Annotated in this window: 12 protein-coding genes; 5 read left to right on the top strand and 7 right to left on the bottom strand. The window is 68.5% G+C overall.

The genetic code is table 11. From position 1 onward, the window contains the following. Nucleotides 1-15 precede the first annotated feature (15 nt). Nucleotides 16-831 carry a PP2C family serine/threonine-protein phosphatase gene (locus ABNQ40_RS16860; RefSeq protein ID WP_109050465.1) on the bottom strand — a complete coding sequence of 272 codons (816 nt, stop codon included), beginning with the start codon at nucleotides 829-831 and terminating at the stop codon, nucleotides 16-18. 225 nt (nucleotides 832-1056) lie between these two features. On the opposite strand from ABNQ40_RS16860, the gene ABNQ40_RS16855 reads away from it, so the two are divergent. Further along, nucleotides 1057-1488: a flagellar basal body rod protein FlgC gene (locus tag ABNQ40_RS16855; RefSeq protein WP_247879853.1), complete on the top strand. Its 432-nt coding sequence runs from the start codon at nucleotides 1057-1059 to the stop codon at nucleotides 1486-1488. Nucleotides 1489-1539: 51 nt separating this feature from the next. Here ABNQ40_RS16855 and ABNQ40_RS16850 read toward each other — a convergent pair whose 3' ends face one another. Together ABNQ40_RS16850 and ABNQ40_RS16845 are read right to left on the bottom strand one after the other, a co-directional pair. Continuing rightward, nucleotides 1540-1752 (bottom strand): hypothetical protein, encoded by a 213-nt coding sequence (locus ABNQ40_RS16850; RefSeq protein WP_146255502.1) that lies wholly within the window; start codon nucleotides 1750-1752, stop codon nucleotides 1540-1542. A gap of 45 nt (nucleotides 1753-1797) precedes the next feature. Next, a complete protein-coding gene (locus tag ABNQ40_RS16845; protein WP_158285597.1) occupies nucleotides 1798-2382 on the bottom strand; it encodes a hypothetical protein in 585 nt (194 codons plus the stop codon). 211 nt (nucleotides 2383-2593) lie between these two features. Between ABNQ40_RS16845 and ABNQ40_RS16840 the strand changes: the two genes are divergently transcribed. Beyond that, nucleotides 2594-3496, top strand: a complete 903-nt coding sequence (locus ABNQ40_RS16840) for a tetratricopeptide repeat protein (RefSeq protein WP_109050470.1) — start codon at nucleotides 2594-2596, stop codon at nucleotides 3494-3496. A 35-nt stretch (nucleotides 3497-3531) separates the two neighbouring features. Here the strand turns inward: ABNQ40_RS16840 and ABNQ40_RS16835 are convergent, their stop codons facing one another. Next, a complete protein-coding gene (locus ABNQ40_RS16835; RefSeq protein WP_109050471.1) occupies nucleotides 3532-4800 on the bottom strand; it encodes a tetratricopeptide repeat protein in 1269 nt (422 codons plus the stop codon). A 120-nt stretch (nucleotides 4801-4920) separates the two neighbouring features. Between ABNQ40_RS16835 and ABNQ40_RS16830 the strand changes: the two genes are divergently transcribed. From ABNQ40_RS16830 to ABNQ40_RS16820, 3 genes are all read left to right on the top strand, one after another. Then, complete coding sequence (locus tag ABNQ40_RS16830; RefSeq protein ID WP_391347332.1) at nucleotides 4921-8472, top strand: tetratricopeptide repeat protein; 3552 nt, start codon at nucleotides 4921-4923, stop codon at nucleotides 8470-8472. After that, entirely contained in the window at nucleotides 8469-9152 is a 684-nt protein-coding gene (locus ABNQ40_RS16825; RefSeq protein ID WP_109050473.1) for a tetratricopeptide repeat protein, read from the top strand. The genes ABNQ40_RS16830 and ABNQ40_RS16825 overlap by 4 nt, the downstream gene beginning before the upstream one ends. A 233-nt stretch (nucleotides 9153-9385) precedes the next feature. Further along, the gene (locus tag ABNQ40_RS16820; RefSeq protein WP_109050474.1) at nucleotides 9386-9565 is read left to right on the top strand and encodes a YdcH family protein; all 180 of its coding nucleotides are present in this window, start codon (nucleotides 9386-9388) and stop codon (nucleotides 9563-9565) included. A gap of 76 nt (nucleotides 9566-9641) precedes the next feature. Here the strand turns inward: ABNQ40_RS16820 and ABNQ40_RS16815 are convergent, their stop codons facing one another. The 3 genes from ABNQ40_RS16815 to ABNQ40_RS16805 all read right to left on the bottom strand — a co-directional run bounded on the left by ABNQ40_RS16815 (nucleotide 9642) and on the right by ABNQ40_RS16805 (nucleotide 18131). Continuing rightward, on the bottom strand, nucleotides 9642-15683 hold the full coding sequence (locus tag ABNQ40_RS16815; RefSeq protein ID WP_391347329.1) for a tetratricopeptide repeat protein: 6042 nt from the start codon (nucleotides 15681-15683) through the stop codon (nucleotides 9642-9644). Continuing rightward, complete coding sequence (locus tag ABNQ40_RS16810; RefSeq protein WP_109049019.1) at nucleotides 15680-16126, bottom strand: flagellar biosynthesis repressor FlbT; 447 nt, start codon at nucleotides 16124-16126, stop codon at nucleotides 15680-15682. Before ABNQ40_RS16810 ends, ABNQ40_RS16815 begins: the two co-directional genes overlap by 4 nt. Nucleotides 16127-16268: 142 nt before the next feature. Beyond that, nucleotides 16269-18131, bottom strand: a complete 1863-nt coding sequence (locus ABNQ40_RS16805; protein WP_391347325.1) for a flagellin — start codon at nucleotides 18129-18131, stop codon at nucleotides 16269-16271. Nucleotides 18132-18191: the final 60 nt, after the last annotated feature.

The following is an 18191-nucleotide window of genomic DNA, read 5'->3' as shown; positions in this document are numbered from 1 at the left end:
ATCCCGCCGGGACGGTCAGACGGTCGCGGCGAAGCGTCCGACCACCACCGTCACGTTGTCCATTCCGCCGGCCGCATTGGCGGCATCCACCAGCGCGGCGGCGGCAAGGGCGGGGTCGGATTCCTGACGCAGGATGCGGGCGATGACGCCGTCCGGCAGCATGCCGTTCAGCCCGTCGGAGCAGAGCATGACGACATCGTCCGGCATCAGCGACTGCACGCTGACGTCCGGCTCCACATCCTCCGCCGTGCCGAGCGCGCGGACGATGATGTTCCGTTGCGGTGCGGTTCCGCGCCCGCCATTGTCCAGCCATATCTGATAGAGGCTGTGGTCGCGGGTCAGGGTGCGCAGCTCTCCGTCGCGCAGGCGATAGACCCGGCTGTCGCCGGCATGGAACACCGCCATGTAGGCGGTTCCGGGAATCCGCCACAGCCCGGCGACGGTGGTGCCCATGCCGCGCCCCGACGAGAACCCGCGGGCCAGGTTCAGCTCGTAGATCGCCCGGTTGGCCTGCTGCACCGCAGACCGTGCAACCGACAGCGCATGGCGCACCGCCGGCTCTGTCGCCGCCGGGTCGGTCTGGGTGCGGTCGGCGTCGTCACGCTTCGCCAGAGCGATCGGATTGGACGGCGCATGGTCCCGCAGGATGCCGGAGATCACCTCGACCGCCTTGCGGCTGGCGATGTCGCCACCGGCATGGCCGCCCATGCCATCGCAGACAACCGCGAATTCCCCGGCAATGCTGACCTGGAAATCGTCCTCGTTGCGGGAACGGGCACGGCCGACGTCGGTCAGCCCGGCGACGGTCAGGGCAAAAGCGGCGTTCGGCATTCAGGCGGCGGCTCCCGTCTCGCATCTGGGCCGGCTCGATTGGAACCGGTCCCATCAGGGCCGAAAGCATCGGCGGGATACCGGCGGCAAGGGAAAGGAGCGGCGGCCGTTTGCCCGATAATGGCGCAAGCCCCGCGAAAGATACAGCGGCGATTGCATCGGGGGCGTTACAGGCCGGCGATGCTCCGCTGGTGTCGGGCATCCGATGTGCTAAGGTTCCCCGATATGCCGTCGGACAAGGGATGGACCGCCATGGTCGGCAGTATCGGCATCGCGCTCAGCGGTTTGACCGCCCAGACCCGGCGGCTCGACGCCTCGGCCGCCAACGTCGCGAATGTGCGCTCCACCGGGGCCGTTCCGGGCGCCGACGGCGGCGCGGACGGCAAGCGCGCGGCCTACCAGCCCATCGCGGTCGCGCAGAGCGACGCCAATCCCGGCACGCGCACCAGCTTCACGCCGATCACGCCGGCCTATTTGCAGGAATATGCGCCCGATGACAGTGCGGCGAACGGCGACGGCATGGTCGCGACGCCGAACGTCGATCTGGCGACCGAGCGTATCAACCAGATGGCGGCCAGCCGGGCCTATGGCGCCAATGTCGCCGTGGTCCGGACCCAGGACGAGATGTTGACGTCCCTGCTCGATTCCAAAGTCTGACCGACGGAAAGCTCGGCTGTCGGGATGTGCCGGGACCTGCCCGGCCCCGGGTCAGACGGTGATGTTCAGAGTCTGCCCACGCGTCGGCGTGACGTTGCCGCCGCCGGAGCCGCCACTGGAGCCATTGCCCGACTGCATCAGGGTTTCCACCGTCGCCTGCTGCTGTTCGGCATTCTGGTTCAAAGCCTTGACGCCGAACGCCATTTGCCCCTGCGCCTGCATCAGGGACATCGCCGCACCGGCGGTCGATGACGTGACATCCATGCCCATCCTGCCCCCTGCAAACCGCGCCCTTGGAACAGGGCGTCCTCAGATCACGACATTGACCCGACCGGCGGATGTGCCGGTGGAAGTGGTCGCGACCGAAGCGGAGTGTGCCACAAATGCCGCGGCGGCGGAAGCGGTCGACGTGACCGGAGCCGCGGTCCGGGGGGTGGAAGGGGTGGCGGTGCCGGCCGTTGTAGTCCCATCGGTCCCGCCGCGCCCATAGGCCGCAGAGCGGCCGCCCGCCTGTCCTCCCGTTTGGCCGCCCTGGCCGCTTTCGCCGACCGTCAGCTTCAGCAGGGAGGCGCGTTCCGCGTCCTTTTCCTTCTGCTGGGCTTCCTTGTACTGCTTCAGGGCGGCTTCGGTCGGAATCTGCGAGACGGTCTTCCCGTTGGCCGGGTCGCGGTACAGCATCACCAGCCGCGAGGCGTCGGTGTCGTAGCTGAAGGCGACGGTCGGGAAGCGGTTGACCAGCGGCTCGGTTGTACCGGCCGTATCGGCTTCCGCCTGCGGGACGGTGCTGGAGGTCGGAGTCCAGGTGCCGGCCCCTGGGTCAACGGCATCGCTGCCGCGGGGCGTCATGAAGGCGAACGGCCGCGAGACCGTCGATGTGGCTACCGCCACGTTCATGACCAGATTGTCCGGATAGGTGAATGTTGAACATTAAATTACCTTAACCCTGGCCGCGCGTAAAGGGTTTCTTTACACTTATTTGGAGTGGGGATTCTAACCCATATGGAGAAAGGGGATTTCCGATGCGCAAAATATTTATGTCGAAAACTAAGATACTCCCGTCCACATGCTTGCGGTGACGGCACCGGTCGTCCTAAAGCGTTGAGCCATGGCCACCATCCTCGAAGCCTTGACGCTGGCGCTCGACCTGCATCTCGCCGGCCGTTTCGGTGAGGCGCAGGAACTCTACACCCGCATCCTCGATGTCGAGCCGGAGCAGCCGGACGCGCTGCATTACCTGGGCGTGCTTGCCGGACAGATCGACCGGGGAGAGTTCGGCCTGACGCTGATCGGCAAGGCGCTGGCCCTGCGGCCGGAGGCGGCCGACATTCACGCCAACCGCGCCAATCTGCTGCGCGGGCTCGACCAGCTAAACGAGGCCGAGGACTCCTACCGCCGCGCGCTGGCCCTGCGCCCCGATTTTGCGGAGGCCTGGACCGACCGCGCCTTCGCCCGCCATAGCCGCGGCGATCCGGCCGCCATCGACGCCACCGCCACGATGCTGGAGCGCGCCCTGCGGATCGAACCGGCCCTGGAGCCCGCGCGGGAAAGGCTGGTCGATCTGCTGCATGCGCGCGGCCGGCTGCGGCTGGAATCCGGGCAGGTGACGCCGGCGCTGGCCGACCTGATCCGGGCCGCGGCACTCGACCAGCGCGATGCCGACATCGCCTTCCTTCTGGGCAATGCCCTGTTCGCCGCCGGGCTGCGCGCGGATTCGGTGATCGCCTTCCGCAACGCCCTGGCCCTGGTGCCGGATTTCCTGTCGGCGGCGCTCAATCTCGGCATCGCGCTGGCAGCGACCAACCATGCCGCCGCGGCGCTGGCCCCGCTCCGCCATGCCGTCCGCATCGACCCAGCCCATCCGGCGCCCCGCGACACGCTGGCTCTTGCGCTGCGTTCGCTCGGCCATGCCGAGGAGGCCGACGCACTGGTCCGGCCCGCGCCGCCCCAGCAGCCGGTCAAGCCGGCCCCCAAGCCCGCTCCGTTCCGCCGGCCGCGCCGTCGGTCCTGAGCGGCGTTCGTAAACCGCCGGCCTAAACCGCCGCTCTAAACAGCAGGGCGCTCGGCCAGCACCACCAGTCCCATCACAGGTTCGCCGCTTTCGAAGCGCAGCCGGTCGTGGTCGCATCGCCGCAGCACAAGTCCGGCATTCGCCACCGTGGTGCGGACGTAGGCTTCGGCATGGGCATAGCGGCCGTGGGTGGCGACGCGGTGGGGCCGTCCGTCGGCCGGGTCCAGAACCTCCACCGTGAAGGCCAGCCGGCCGCCGGGGCGCAGCGCGGCGCGAGCGGCGGCCAGAGCGTCGTCGAGGATGCCGAAATAGCAGAACACGTCGGCCGCCATGACCAGATCGAAGGCCAGCCGATGCGCGGCCAGGAAGCCGACCAGCTCCGCCGCATGCAGCCCGTCATACAGGCCGCGGGCACGGGCGCGGTTCAGCATGCCGTCCGACAAATCGACACCGACCAGCCGGCGGGCATAGGGCCTGAGCGCTTCGGCGCACAGCCCGGTGCCGCAGCCGGCATCCAGCACGTCGAGGTCGCCGGCCGGGACAACATCATCGGACAGCAGCCCGGCGAGAAGGGCCGGGGCACGGTAATCCAGCTCGGCCAGCTTGCGGTCGAACTCATCGGCGAACAGGTCGAAGGTCTGGCGCACATAGTCGTCGGGCGCGCGCGGGTCGGCCTCCTCGCCGGCGATGGCGGCACCGATGTGGCGGGCCAGCGGGTTGTCCGGGTGGTCGCGCCGCCACAGCCGGGCCAACGCCGCCGCGTCCTCCTCCCCGCCCTGTTCGTGCAGCAGATAGAGCACGGCGCCGAGATTGTCATGGGCATCGGCCCAGTCCGGCCGAAGGGCCAAAGCCCGCCGGTAATCGACTGCCGCCCCGCCGAAGCGGCCGAGGTCGCGCAGCAGGTTGCCACAGTTGTTCCAGGCCTCGGCATGGTCGGGACGAAGGGCGAGCGCCTGACGGAAGGCGGCTTCCGCCTCATCCTGCCGCTCCGCCTGACGCAGGACGGAGCCGAGATTGTAGTGCGCCATCCCCTCATGCAGGCCATGGAAGACGGCGGCCCGGTAGGCGGCGGCGGCCTCGTCCAGACGGCCAAGAGCGCGCAGGGCGTTGCCGTGGTTATTGTGGGTGCCCGCGAGTGTCGGGTCGGCGGCCAGCGCCTGGGCATAGAGCGCCCCCGCCCCTGCCGCGTCGCCGGCTGCGGCCAGCGCGTCGGCCTGCCGGCTGAGCTTCACCGCGGGTGGAACGGCGATTCCCGCCAGCCCCCTGCGCAACCCGCCCCGCAAGGACGAGCGTGACCCTGCCATCGCGTGTTCTCCCCTCTCCCGCAGGTCGGTTCCCCGCCGATATCAATGGCATCTTTACCGTGATCCACCGATGATGGCACTCCCTTTGAGGGTGCGGGCAGTCAGGGACGGGGCCGGAACGTGGCGAAGCACACCAACATGCTGGCGCAGGCAGTGGCACACCATCAGGCCGGACGTGCCGCCGAGGCGGAGCGCGGCTATCGCGACGTGCTGACCAAAGACCCGCGCAACGCCGACGCGATGCATCTGCTGGGGGTACTGGCCCTGCAATCGGGCCATGCGGAAGAGGCGGTGACCCTGATCGGCAAGGCCCTGGCGCAGACCAGGGGAGTCGCCGATTACTGGGACAATCTGGGCAGCGCGCTGTCCGCTGCCGGACGTCCGGACGAGGCGGTGCAGGCCCACCGCAACGCCACCATCCTGGACCCGCAAGGGGCGCAGCGGCGGCACAATCTGGGCAATGCGCTGGCAGCCCTTGGCCGTCACGACGAGGCGCAGCGGGCCTTCGCCGCGGCGCTGGCGCTGAAGCCGGATTATGCCAAGGCCTGGTACAATCTCGGCAACGGCCATGCCGCGCTGCACCGCTATGGCGGGGCGGTGACGGCGCTGGACCGCGCGGTGCGGCTGGCCCCGGGCATGGTGGAGGCGCACAACAATCTTGGCGACGCGCTGGCGATGGCCGGCCGGCTGGATGAGGCCATCGCACAGCACCGGCTGGTGACCCGGCACCGCCCCGACGATGCCACCGCCTTTTACAATCTTGGCGCCGTCCTGCAACAGAAGGGCGCTTTCGAGAGTGCTGAGATCGCCTATCGCCAAGCTTTGAAGCGCAACCCGCGCCACAGCGCCGCGCTGAACAATCTGGGCAGCGTCCTGAAGCGGCTGGGCCGTCCCGATCAGGCGGAGCTTTGCCACCGGCAGGCGCTGGATCTGCACCCGGAGTTCGTGGAGGCGCGCTATAATCTCGGCAACGCCTTGCAGGCGCAGGGGCGCTACGAGGAAGCGGCGGCCTGCTTCGAGGAGGCGCTGGCCCAGCAGCCCGACCTTGCCACCGCCACCTACAACCTGTCTCTGCTGGCGCTTCTTCACGGCGACATCGCACGCGGCTGGGCCGGGTACGAGCGGCGCTTCGCCGCCGGGGAGGCGGTGCCGAACCGGCACTTCCCCATTCCGCGCTGGGGTGGAGAGGTGCTGCGCGGCAAGCGGCTGCTGATCTGGCGCGAACAGGGCGTGGGCGACGAGATGATGTTCGCCTCCTGCTATCCGGACGTCATCGCCTGGGCGGGCGGACCGGTCACCATCGAATGCGATCCGCGTCTGGTGCCGCTGTTCCGCCGCTCCTTTCCGAAAGCCACGGTGCGGGCCGAAAGCTGCACCGGTGACGCTTTCGGCGAGCCCTCACGGGAAACCATCGATCCGCCCGACTGCGACCTCCAGGTTGCGGCGGGCGACCTGCCGGAACTGCTGCGCGGCAGCCTGTCCGCCTTCGAGCCGCAAGGCCCCTGGCTGGTGGCGGACCCGGCGCTGGTGGAGCGGTGGCGGGAACGGCTGGCGGCGCTGGGGCCGGGCCTGCGGGTCGGCATCGGCTGGCGCAGCCAGTTGATGACGTCGGATCGCAAGGCCGCCTATGTGATGCTGGAGCATTGGGGACCGCTGTTTGCCGTGCCCGGTCTGGTCTTCGTCAATTTGCAGTATGACGAGTGCGAGGCCGAGATTCGGACGGCGGAGGAGCGCTTCGGCGTGACCATCCACCGCTGGGCCGATCTGAACCTGAAGAATGATTTCGATGGCGCGGCGGCGCTGACCGCCAACCTGGATCTGGTGATTTCGCCGGCGATGTCGGCGGGGGAGCTGGCCGGGGGGCTGGGGGTTCCGGTCTGGCGCTTCGGCGGCCGCGACTGGACCCAACTGGGCACTGGAACCCGCCCCTGGTTCCCGACCATGCGTCTGTTCCAGCCGCGGCCCGGCGAAGCGCTGGACTCGATCATCGGAGACATCGCCGAGGCTCTGCGCGCCACGATGCCGGAGCCCAAGCCTGCTTCCGGGGAGAAGGCGGTTCCCGAACCGCAGACGCCCGCCGATTTCGATGCGCTGCTGAACCATGCCGCCGACCTTCACCGCACCGGCCGGCCGGATGCGGCGGAAGCGGCCTATCGTGCAGCCATTGCCGCCGATCCCCGGCGCGAAGCCCCTGGCCATCCCGATGCCCTGCATCTGCTTGGGCTGTTGATGCACCAGACCGGGCGGAACGACGATGCGCTCGCCCTGATCGGCGAAGCGCTGCGCATGGATCCGGCCTTTCCCCAGGCCTGGAACCATCTGGGGCTGGTGCATGAAATGGAAAAGCGCCACGCCGACTCATCCTTCGCCTTCGCCCGCGCGCTGGCCCTGCACCCGGCCTATCCGGAGGCACTGACCCATCTGGGCCTCGTCCATCAGATCGGCGGACGGACGGCCGAGGGCATACGGCTGCACCGCCGCGCCATCGCCATCCAGCCCGACCATATTCCAGCCCACGCCAATCTAGGCCATGCCTGCGAGCTGACCGGGCAGACGTCGGAGGCGACCGGCCATTACCGCCGTGCGCTGGCCCTGCAACCGGAGTCGGCCGATGCCAACAACAACCTCGCCACCATGGCGACGCTGTCCAACCGGCTGGACGAGGCGAGGAGCCATCTGCGCTGCGCCCTGCGGGTCGATCCCGGCTTTGCGCTGGCGGCCTGGAATCTCGGGCTGATGGATCTCGCCGACGGGCGAATCGCGGAAGGCTGGGCCGGCTATTCGCGTCGCTTCTCCGCCCGGCAGCTGCAACGGGCCCGCCGCATCGACCGGCCGGTCTGGACGGGCGAGGCGCTGCGGGGCCGGCGACTGCTGGTCTGGTCGGAACAGGGCGTCGGCGACGAGATCCTGTTCGCCTCCTGCTTCGACGCCTTGAACGGGCTGGATGGGCCGGTCACCGTCGAGTGCGATCGGCGGCTGGTCAGCCTGTTCGCCCGCTCCTTCCCTGGGGTGGCGGTACGGGCTGAGACGGCGGACCTCGCCGGGCGGGAAACGATCGACCCGCCGGATTGCGAGTTGCAGATGCCGGCGGGCAACCTGCCCGCCCTGGTCCGCGACAGGGTGGCGCGTTATCCGGACCGTCCAGCCTATCTGCGCCCCGATCCCGGCCTCGTCGCCCGGTGGCGCGACCGCCTCGCCGCCCTGCCCGGCCTGAAGGTGGGGCTGGCATGGCGCAGCCAGATCGTCACCGTGCAGCGTGCCGCCGCCTATACCGGCCTTGCCGACTGGGCGGCATTGCTCGACATGCCCGGCGTCAGCGTGGTGATGCTGCAATATGGCGACTGCACCGCCGAACTGGCGCGGGTGGAAACGGCAACGCGCCGGCTGCACCGGTGGGACGACCTGAACCTGAAGGATGATTTCGAAGGCGTTTCCGCCTTGATCGCCAACCTGGATCTGGTGATCTCGCCGGCCACCGCGGTCGGCGAACTGGCGGGTGCGCTGGGCACGCCGGTCTGGCGGCTCGGCACCCGCGACTGGACGCAGATCGGCACCGGCATCCGGCCCTGGTTCCCGGCCATGCGCCTGATCCAGCCGCAGGAAGGCCAGGGGTTGGCCGACGCGGCCCGGCGGGCGGTTCATGCGCTGGCGGCGCTGGTTCCGACCGGATGAGCGAGAGCCATAGCCTGCTTGACGAGGCGTTCGACCGTCACCAGTCCGGCGGCTTCTACGAGGCGGAGCGTCTTTACCGCCGCATCCTCGCCCGTGAGCCGGCGGCGGCCGAAGCCCTGCACCGCTATGGCCTGCTGGTCGCGCAGCTTGGCCGGCTCGAGGAGGCCGACGGGCTGCTCGCCCGCGCGCTGACGCTGGACTCGAGAGCGAGCGAGGTGGCGGTCAACCACGCAAAGATCCTGCGCGCTCTGCACCGGCCGGAGGATGCCGCCCGCCGGTTCCACCATGCCCTGATGTTGTCGCCCGCCCTGCTGACGGCGCTGGAGGGGCTTGGCCATGCCGAACGCGAAGCCGGCCATACCGCGGCGGCGGCGGAAGCCTATGGCCGGGCGGCCCGGCTCGGCACCGGTGCGGCGGTGCTGCATCGATGGGGCATCGCGCTGGACAGCCTCGGTCGGCCCGAGGCGGCGGCAGAGGCGTTGCGACGCTCCGCCCGCCTCGATCCGACGGTTCCCTCCGTCGCCGTCAGGCTCGCCTCGATCCTCGAACGGCTAGGATGCAAGGGCGAGGCTGCCGGCTGGTATCGCCACGCCCTGGTGCTTCAGCCTGGCCGTGACGAGGTGCGCAGGGCGCTCTCCGACATCGTTGATTCGGTCGTTGGCTTGCCACAGGTGACATAACCCTTTGGTTCAAAGGGTCTGTTGGCCTCCGGACGGTGGTGCGCGAAGTGATTTCAAGATCCCACCCCTGCGACCCACTGTCATACGTCTGAACGGTTGTGGCATCTTTTCGCATGGTTTGACCGCATAAAACGCAAGATTAAGGTTGTTCGGCGGTTCGGATGGGTGAACACTGCTGTTACCGGACCGTCACATTGGGGCGGGACGCGGACTGATCACATGGAGAGCGACTCATGCACACTGAAGCTCGCCTTTCGTCTCTGCAGGAAAAGCACATGCGCCTGGACCGGGCGATCCTCGACGAGGAGAAGCGCTCATGGCCGGATGAGAGCGCAGTAAAGCGCCTCAAACTCGAAAAGCTGCACGTCAAGGAAGAGATCGATCGCCTGACGCGCCCCGGCCCGCTGAATTGATCCCCCCCAATCACAGCAATGTCCTTTGATCTTCACCCTTGAATAGGGGTTAAAGGCCGGGTTGAGGTGGACCGCCTCATCCCGGCCTTTTGACGTCCGAATTCCGGAAACAGCCGCCGGCCCGGCGGACGCGCTCAAGGTCCGCCGCCACCTTGGGAAGGAGGTCGGCCACCCGTTCGCCGGGACCGGTCCAGAATAGCCGCATCGACGGAAACCAAGGCCGCACACCGGTGCCGAGCGCCGTCCAATCGCCCGTGCGTCCCAGCCGCCAGACCGGCACGCCGAGCGCTCCGGCCAGTTCGCCGGTGGAGGTCGCCGGAGCGATCACCAGATCCAGGGCCGACATCAGCGCCGCCGTTCCGTCGAGATCGTCGCGCAGGTCGAGGTCGGCAAAGTCGTGCGGCGCCCGGCCGAAAGCGGCGCGCGCCGCCGCCAGTTCCGCATCGCAGTCGCCATATTGCAGGTTGACCGGGATCAGGCCGGGCAAGGTCAGCACCAGCCGCCAATCCTCGATGCGCGTGTAATCGGGCATGCGGTCGGGATCGAGCTGGCTGCTGCGCCAGGCGATGCCGACCCGCAGGCCGTCTCCCAATCCGGACAGACGCCGCCGCCAGGTCTCGACCGCCGCCGGGTCGGCGCGCAAGGCCGGTCCCACAGCGGCGCCCATAGTGGCGAAGTCCGGCAGGGTGCCGCCCAATCGGCGAGACAGCGATCCGATGGGGACATGGGCGTCGATGTCGGACGACGGCTCGCCGGGCGAGGCGGGGACCGGTCGCACCGTTGCGCGGGGGAAGGAACGAGCGAACAGCGGTACGAAACGGGGATCGCACTCGACGACGACATGGCCCCCGTCATGGCCGGCCCAGGCAATCAGCTCCGGCAAACGTTGTGCGAACATCAACTCGTCGCCGATGCCCTGTTCGCGCCAGACCAGAAGGCGCTTCCCCGACAGGGGCCCGCCGCCCCACAGAGGGGCACCGGGGCACCGGAATGCCGCCGCCATGTCGCGCGTGTCGAAGCGGCGGTCATAGCCATCCCAACCCTGTGCCAGCCGGCCGGCCGTCAGCTCCAGCAACCCGCCATTGAAGGCCGCCGCCGCGTGGCCGGGCTCAACTGCCAGCGCGCGGGCACACCATGGACTTGCCGCGGCGGGTTCCCCCAGTTCGCGCAGCAGCCGGCAGCGGTTCGCCATCGCGTCGGCCAGGGCGGGGGCGAGCGCCAGGGCACGGCGCCCTGCCCGTTCCGCCGCATCCAGCCGGCCGAGGCGGCGCAGCGCCACCGACAGGTTCATCCACCCCGCCTCCAGACCCGGCGCCCGACGGAGCGCCTGTGCATGCGCCCGCTCCGCCTCGGCCCAGCGGCCCAGCCGGGCGAGGGCGACGCCGAGATTGTCGTGCGCCTCGGCCAGATCCGGGTCGGCCGCGACCGCCTTCCGATGGAGGTCAGCCGCGGCGGCGCTCCGCTCCAGCACGTCTAGTGCGTTGCCGAGGTTGGTCAACGCCGCCGCGCTGTCAGGCTGGATCGCCAGAGCGGTCCGGAAACTCGCCGCCGCCGGTCCCGCCATTCCGAGCGCCAGACGGACATTCCCCAGACTGATATGCGCCGTCGCATATTCCGGAGCCTCGGCGACCGCAGCGGCGATGCGTCCCTCCCCTCGCACCGACGCGCCCGACTGGTGGGCGAGCAGGCCCGACAGGTGCAGGGCCACCGGGTTGCGTGGGCGGCTTGCCAGCACCCGCTCATAGAGGGAAGCCGCCTCATCCCAGGCACCGCTGCGGTGGGCGGCCACTGCAAGTTCCAGAAGCCTGTCCGGGTCGGGGTCCGGATCTGCGGTGTCGGTTGTCCCGGAATCGCCACCCCCTGCCCAGTTCGCCCCCGGACTGGCCGCCCTGCCCCGTGGCGTCGCGCTGGCACGCACTGCATTCGCCATCCGGGCAATCGCGGCCTCAAGTCCTTCGCCCTGATTCGGCTGGAACAGCCGCATGGTCGGGAACCAGGGGCGGGCGCCGGTGGCAAGTTGCGTCCAGTCGCGACCGCCGAAGCGCCAGACCGGAACCCCCAGCCCCCCGGCCAGTTCCCCCGCCGACATTGCCGGCGAAATCACCAGATCCAGGTTGGCGGTCAGCGCCGCCGCGCCATCGAAATCATTCTTCAGGTTCAGATCGGCCCAGCGGTGGATGGTCACGCCGAAGCGCTCCTCCGCCGCCCGAAGCTCCGCTTCGCACTCGCCATATTGCAAATTGACGAAGGTCAGGCCGGGCACGGCGAACAGCGGTCCCCAATGCTCCAGCATCACATAGGCGGCCTTGCGGTCGGCGGTCATCAGCTGGCTGCGCCAGCCGATGCCGACCCGCAGGCCCGGTCCCAGCGCCGCCAGCCGTTCCCGCCACCGCTCCACCAGCGCCGGGTCCGCCACCAGCCAGGATGATCGGACGGGAAAGCGCTTCAAATCGGCACGGAGCAGGCGCGGCAGGCTGCCGGCGGCGATCTGGAGATCGGCGTCGCGCGGGTCGGGACTCTCCGGCCGGACGTCGGCGCCGGGGAAGGATCGCGCAAAAAGCGGCACCATCCGGCGGTCGCATTCGATCACCAGACGACCGGCGCGCCGCATCGCTTCCTCATAGCAGGAGGAGAACAGGATCTCGTCGCCCACCCCCTGCTCCCGCCATACCAGCAGCCGCCGCCCGGCAATGTTCTCGCCGCGCCATGCCCGCATGGTCAGCCGGCGCCGCTGGTCCTGGAATTGCGGCGTGGCGAAGCGCCATTCATGATCGGCCCAGCCTGCACGCAAGGCGCCCGTTTCCAGCAACAGAAGGGAGCGGTTGTATCGCGCCTGTGCGTGCTTGGGATCGGCCGCCAGCGCCGCGTCGAAGGCGGCAAGTGCCTCCTCCTGCCGGCCGTGCCGTTTCAACAGATAGGCAAGGTTGCCGTGCGCATCGGCCAATGAGGGAGCAAGCTCTATGGCGGTCCGGTGGCAGGTCTCCGCTTCCGCAATCCGGCCCATCGCTTCCAGCGCATTGCCGCGGTTGGTCCAGGCGACCGCAAGGCCGGGGTCGCAGCGGGTCGCACGGTCCAGAATTCGCGCCGCCTCGTCGAAGCGGAGAAGCTTGTGGAGGGCGCCGCCCAGATTGCTGAGCACATCGGCCGTTCCCGGCGTCAGGCTGGCCGCAATGCGATGGACCCTCACCGCATCCCCGGGGGTGTCGGCCAGTTCGGCAAGGTGCCCCAGAGCGGGCGCCAGATCGGGGCGCAGGCGCAATGCGCGGATGATGGCGAACCGGGCGGCGGCCGCCTGTCCGGTGCGGCGGAGCAGCGCCGTCCGGTTTACCCAATGGCCGGCACCGTCCGGCTGCACGGCGACGCAGGCACGGGAGGCACGGTCGGCGGCTTCGAACTGGCCCAGCCCCTGTTGGACTTCGCACAGGGCGGCATGGGCGGAGGCGTTGTGCGGGTCGGCGGCGGCGGCCCGGACCAGCAAGTCCTGCGCCTCCTCCAGCGAACCGTGCCGCTTGGCCAGAACACCGCCCAGATGCAGGGCGACCGAATGGCCGGGCACCCTGTCGAGAAGTTGCCGCACCAGGGCCTCCGCCAGCGCAAAGTCGCCGGTGCGGTAATGGGCGACGGCTTCGGCCATCTTCCGGTCGTCGTCGGGATCCGGCTTGGCGGGCGCAATCATGGCCGGTTGCCGGGCCGGTTGCTGCGCCTGCGGCCTGCCGGATGCCATGTGCTGCAACTCCTTCGCCATCCGGGCAATCGCGGCCTCAAGTCCTTCGCCCTGATTCGGCTGGAACAGGCGCATCGTCGGGAACCAGGGGCGAACCCCGCTGCCCAGTTGGGTCCAGTCGCGGGCACCGAAGCGCCAGATCGGAACCCCCAGCCCTCCGGCCAGTTCCCCCGCCGACATCGCCGGCGAGATCACCAGATCCAGGTTGGCGGTCAGCGCCGCCGCGCCATCGAAATCATCCTTCAGGTTCAGATCGGCCCAGCGGTGGATGATCACGCCGAAGCGCTCCTCCGCCGCCCGAAGCTCGGCCTCGCACTCGCCATATTGCAAATTGACGAAGACCAGGCCGGGCACGGCGAACAGCGGCTCCCAGTGGTCCAGCATCACATAGGCGGCCGTGCGCTCCGACGTCATCATCTGGCTGCGCCAGCCGAGGCCGACCCGCAGGCCCGGCCCCAGCGCTGCCAGCCGCTCCCGCCACTGTTCCACCAGCGTTGGGTCCGGCACCAGCCAGGGCGCCTGCCCGTCGAAACCGGACAGGCTTGCGCGCAGATGACCCGGCAGGTCGCCAGCCGGGACATGGGCATCGACGTCCGGCGGCTGAATGGTTTCATCGCCGGCAGCATCGACCGACTCCGCCCTGACCGTCGCCTGAGGGAAGGAGCGCGCGAACAACGGCACCAGCCGGCGGTCGCATTCGATCACCACATGCCCGGCCCGCCCGATCAGCGACGGGTAGCAGGAGGCGAACATGATCTCATCGCCGACCCCCTGTTCCCGCCAGACGAGCAGGCAGCGCCCGGCGGGATTTTCCCCCTGCCACAGCGGGGCGGCGATCCGCCGGTTCACATAGCCCTTCGCCCAGAACCGCCGACGGTAGCCGTCCCAGCCACCGGGCAGATCGCCACGGGAAAGCCGCAGCATGCCGCGGTTGAGATGCGCGGTGTTGAGCGACGGATTGACCGACAGGGCAAGGTCAATCCAGGGTTCGGCAGCGGTATCGTCCTGATGGCATTGCCAGAGCATCATGCCGAGGTTGCCGGCCGCTTCCGCATGCCGGCCGTCGATCTCCAGCGCACGCCGATGCGCGGCCTCCGCCTCGCCGATACGGCCGAGCCTTTGCAGGACCAGACCGTAACCGGTCAGCGCGGCAGGGCTGCCGGCATCGATCGCCAGGGCTCGCCGGTACATCCGTCCCGCCTGGGAAAGGTCGTCACGGTCGAGCAGCAGGCCGCCGAGATTGACAAAGGTCTCCACGCTGCGCGGGTCGGCCACCGCGGCTCTGCGATAAAGACGTTCGGCATGGTGGAGTTCGCGCCGCAGGATATGGATGCCGGCAAGATTGACCAGAGCCTTGCCATAATCGGGACGGAGCCGCAGGGCTCGCCGATACCAGCGCGCCGGCCTTTCAGAATCGGCTTCCAGGTCGTAGCGGTTTTCCAGCGACGTGCCGTGGTTGTTCACCACCATGGCATCGCCGGGACTGAGTGCCACCGCGCGGCTGAGCACCAGGGTCGCCGGGCCCATCTCTCCCAGTTCGAGCAAGGCCACGCCCAGATTGTTGCACGCCCCCTGCATCGCCGGTTCGCGGTCCAGCGCCAGACGGAACTGCACGACCGCTTCCCTCAGACGCCGCGTGCCCTGAAGGGCGGTGCCGTAGCTGAAGTGCAACTGCGCAGTGCCGGGATTGGCCGCGGCCGCCGCAGCCAGGATGCCGCAGGCCGCCTCGTGGTCGCCACGGCTGTTCAGCAGGGCGCCCAGTTCCAGCGACAGATCCTTATCGCCCGGCGCGTCTTGCAGCGCGCGGCGCAGACAGGCCTCCGCATCGGGATGGCCCAGGTTACGCAAACAGATCGCCAAGTGCCGCCATGCGGCGGAATGGGAAGGGTCGGCCTGCACCACCGCATAGAAGGCGTTGGCTGCCGGAGAAATCTGGCCCAATTCCCGTTGCAGCACGCCGTAATTGAAACGGGCCGTCAGGTTGTCCGGCCCCAGGGTCAGCGCACGGGCGTAGGCCTCCGCCGCCTCATCCCGCCGGCCGAGGCGCTGAAGCACGGTGGCGCGGTTGTTGTAGGCCTCGACATATCGGTCGTTCTGCCGGATTGCGACCACATAGGCGGCCAGCGCCTCCTCCAGCATGCCGAGATCGGCCAGGACATTGCCGAGGCTGTTGTAGGCCGTGGCGAAGCCGGGCTGCACCGCCAGCGCGGCCCCCAGATTGGCCAGAGCCTCCGCGGTGCGGCCGGTCTGGTGCGCGATGATCGCCGAGAGGTGCAGTGCATCGGCATGCGCCGGGTCATCGGTCAGGATCCGGCGGTAAAGCGCCAGCGCCTCGGCAAGGCGGCCGGCGCGATGCAGCGGTAATGCGGCGTCGAGCAGCTCGGCGACGGTCACGGTGTCCGATCGGTGGTCGGTGGGTCTTCGTCGTCGCCGGCGGCGCTGTCGGCCACACCGCCATCCAGCGATCCGCCATCCGCCATCCTGAACAGCTTGCGGCAGAGCTTGAGCGCCCGATAATAATTGCGGCTTTCGACCAGACGCGCGATCTCGTCCAGCATCTTGGAAGCGTCCGGCCGCGCTTCGCGGGTTTCGTCCAATATCGAAGCGAAGCGTTGAAGATTCAGCGTCGAATCTTCCGGGAAGATGTAGACGAGCTGAATGACGAAATAGAGCTTCTTCTCGATGCAGTCGATCTGCTCTTCCTTCAGAACCTCGCGCCCGCGCAGGAAGTTGGCGGTGTTGTAGAGGAAGAACGAACCCGGACGGTCGCCGGCACCGATGACGGCACCGTTGATGATGACCTTCTCGTTGGGACGAAGCACGAACTTGAGTGGCATGAGTAGGGAACCCGAGGCTTGCGGGCCGTTGCCGTCCGGCCTTTGCCGGACCGGTCCGGCCCAAAAAAGAAACGGGCGGCGGCCTGATGCCGCCGCCCGCCGGGCGTGATCCTACCCGAACTCGCCGTCGGAACTCTACGCCTTAGAACAGGCGCAGGATCGACTGCTGCGACTGGTTGGCGAGCGAGAGGGCGATGGTGCCCAACTGCTGGCGGGTCTGGAGCATCAGCAGGCTGGCGCCTTCCTCGTTCTGGTCGGCCAGCGTCAGCTTGCTGGCGCCTTCCGTCAGCACGTCGCTGAACTCCTTGGTGAAGTTCTCGCGGGTCGTGATGATGTTCAGGTTGGTCGACAGAGACTGCGAGGCCGAACGGATCGTCGCCTTCGCGTTGTCGAGGCCGGCCACCGCCTTGTCGATGTCGGCGCGGTCCGTCCAGCCGTTCTGCGCTTCGTCGAGTTTCAGACCCTGACCGCTGGTGGTCAGGTTCACCGCGCTCACCGTGATCGCGTTCGTGTTCGTCTCGTTCAGCTGGACGGTGATGTCGTTCTTGGAGTTGGCGTCGGAAATCTGCTTGGTGACGATGTTGGCCGAGCAGTTGGCCGAAGCCGCCTTCTTGATCGTCTTCGCATCGACGTCCAGGTGCACGGTGCCGCTGTCGAAGGCGAACGCCTGATCGCCGCCCGTCAGCTTGCCGTCGCCCTTGTCGTTCGTGGCGTCACGGGTGACCTGGGCGCCGTTGGAGTTGGTGACCTGGATTTGCAGATCGACCTTCTTCTCGATGGTCGAGATGCCGTTGCCCTGGTTGTTGGCTGCTTCCAGCAGGCGGCGGTCGACCGTGAAGGACACGATGGTGCCCGACGCGAAGCTTTCCGAAATCTTCTTGGTCAGCGCGTTGGTGGCGCTGGAGGTCAGCGTGAAGTCGGTCACCGCGCCGGCCGTGGCGTTGCCGGTGAGGGTGATCGTGCCGGTTGCCGTGACGGTTGCGGAGGCGACGTCCTTGCCGACCAGGCGGCCGGTACCGGTGAGGGCCGTGCTGATCGAGGCCTTCAACTGGGCGGCCACCTGGGCCGAAGCGTTCTGGCCGACGGCGACGTCACCCTTCGTGGCGGTGTAGCTGAAGGACTGGCCTTCCACCGTGATGGTGAAGATGTCGCCTTCTTCGATGGTCCCGCCGACATTCACCGTCGACACCTGGGCCGAACCGGTCTTGGCGGCCGTCGTCAGGGCGGTCGAGGTGGTCTGGGTATTGTCGAAGTAGGAGATCGTGCGGCTCTCGGTGCCGTCCGTCACGATGAAGTCGCGGGAACGGCCGTTGGCGCCGCGCACCTCGATCTGGACGTCAGAGAAGCTGCCCGACGTGCCGGACATCGTGCCCGACAGCTTCAGGCCGGTGAAGCCGTGCGCATTTTCCGCGCTGGAAATGTCGGAGGTCTTGCCTTCGATCGAGCCGTCGCCCTTGACGCGGATCGAGTAGGTGTCGGCCGACTGCACGTTGGTGACGCGGGCGTTGTCGACGCCGGTCATGCTGTTGACGGCGGCACGGGAGGCGCTGGTGCTCTCCATGCTCATGCCGTTGCCGGCGATCAGGTTCTTACCGCCGTAACCGCTGTCGGCGGCGAGCTTGTCGATCTGGCCGCGCAGCGTGTTGAACTGGGCGGCGAGCGACTTGCGGGTGGCGACGGAGGCGGCATCGTTGCCCAGAGCCGCATAAGCGGCTGTGGTCAGACCCTTGGCCTGGTCGACCATGGAGTCGATCGAGGTCAGGCCCTTGTCGGCGGCCTGGATGGTGCTGATCGACTGGCCCATCGCGTCCTTCAGCGACGTCAGGTCGCCGGCGCGCTGATTCAGACCCTTGGCCGAGAAGAAGGCGGTCGGGCCGTCGAGGGCGGTATTGACCTTGTTGCCCGTCGACAGGATGTTCTGTTTCTTGTTGATCTGCTCCTGCGTGCTTTGCAGCTGCAGGAGGTTGGTCCGCATGGAAGAGGACAGGGTAACGTTGCCGGCCATGGTAGCCACTCCTTTGGAGGATCAATGTCCGGAAGCGCACTGCTTTCGAGGCGCTTGAAC

Origin of the sequence: Azospirillum sp. A23 (genome assembly GCF_042938965.1) — a bacterium.
Lineage (GTDB): Bacteria > Pseudomonadota > Alphaproteobacteria > Azospirillales > Azospirillaceae > Azospirillum > Azospirillum melinis.
This window is presented reverse-complemented; position numbering and strand designations above follow the sequence as displayed.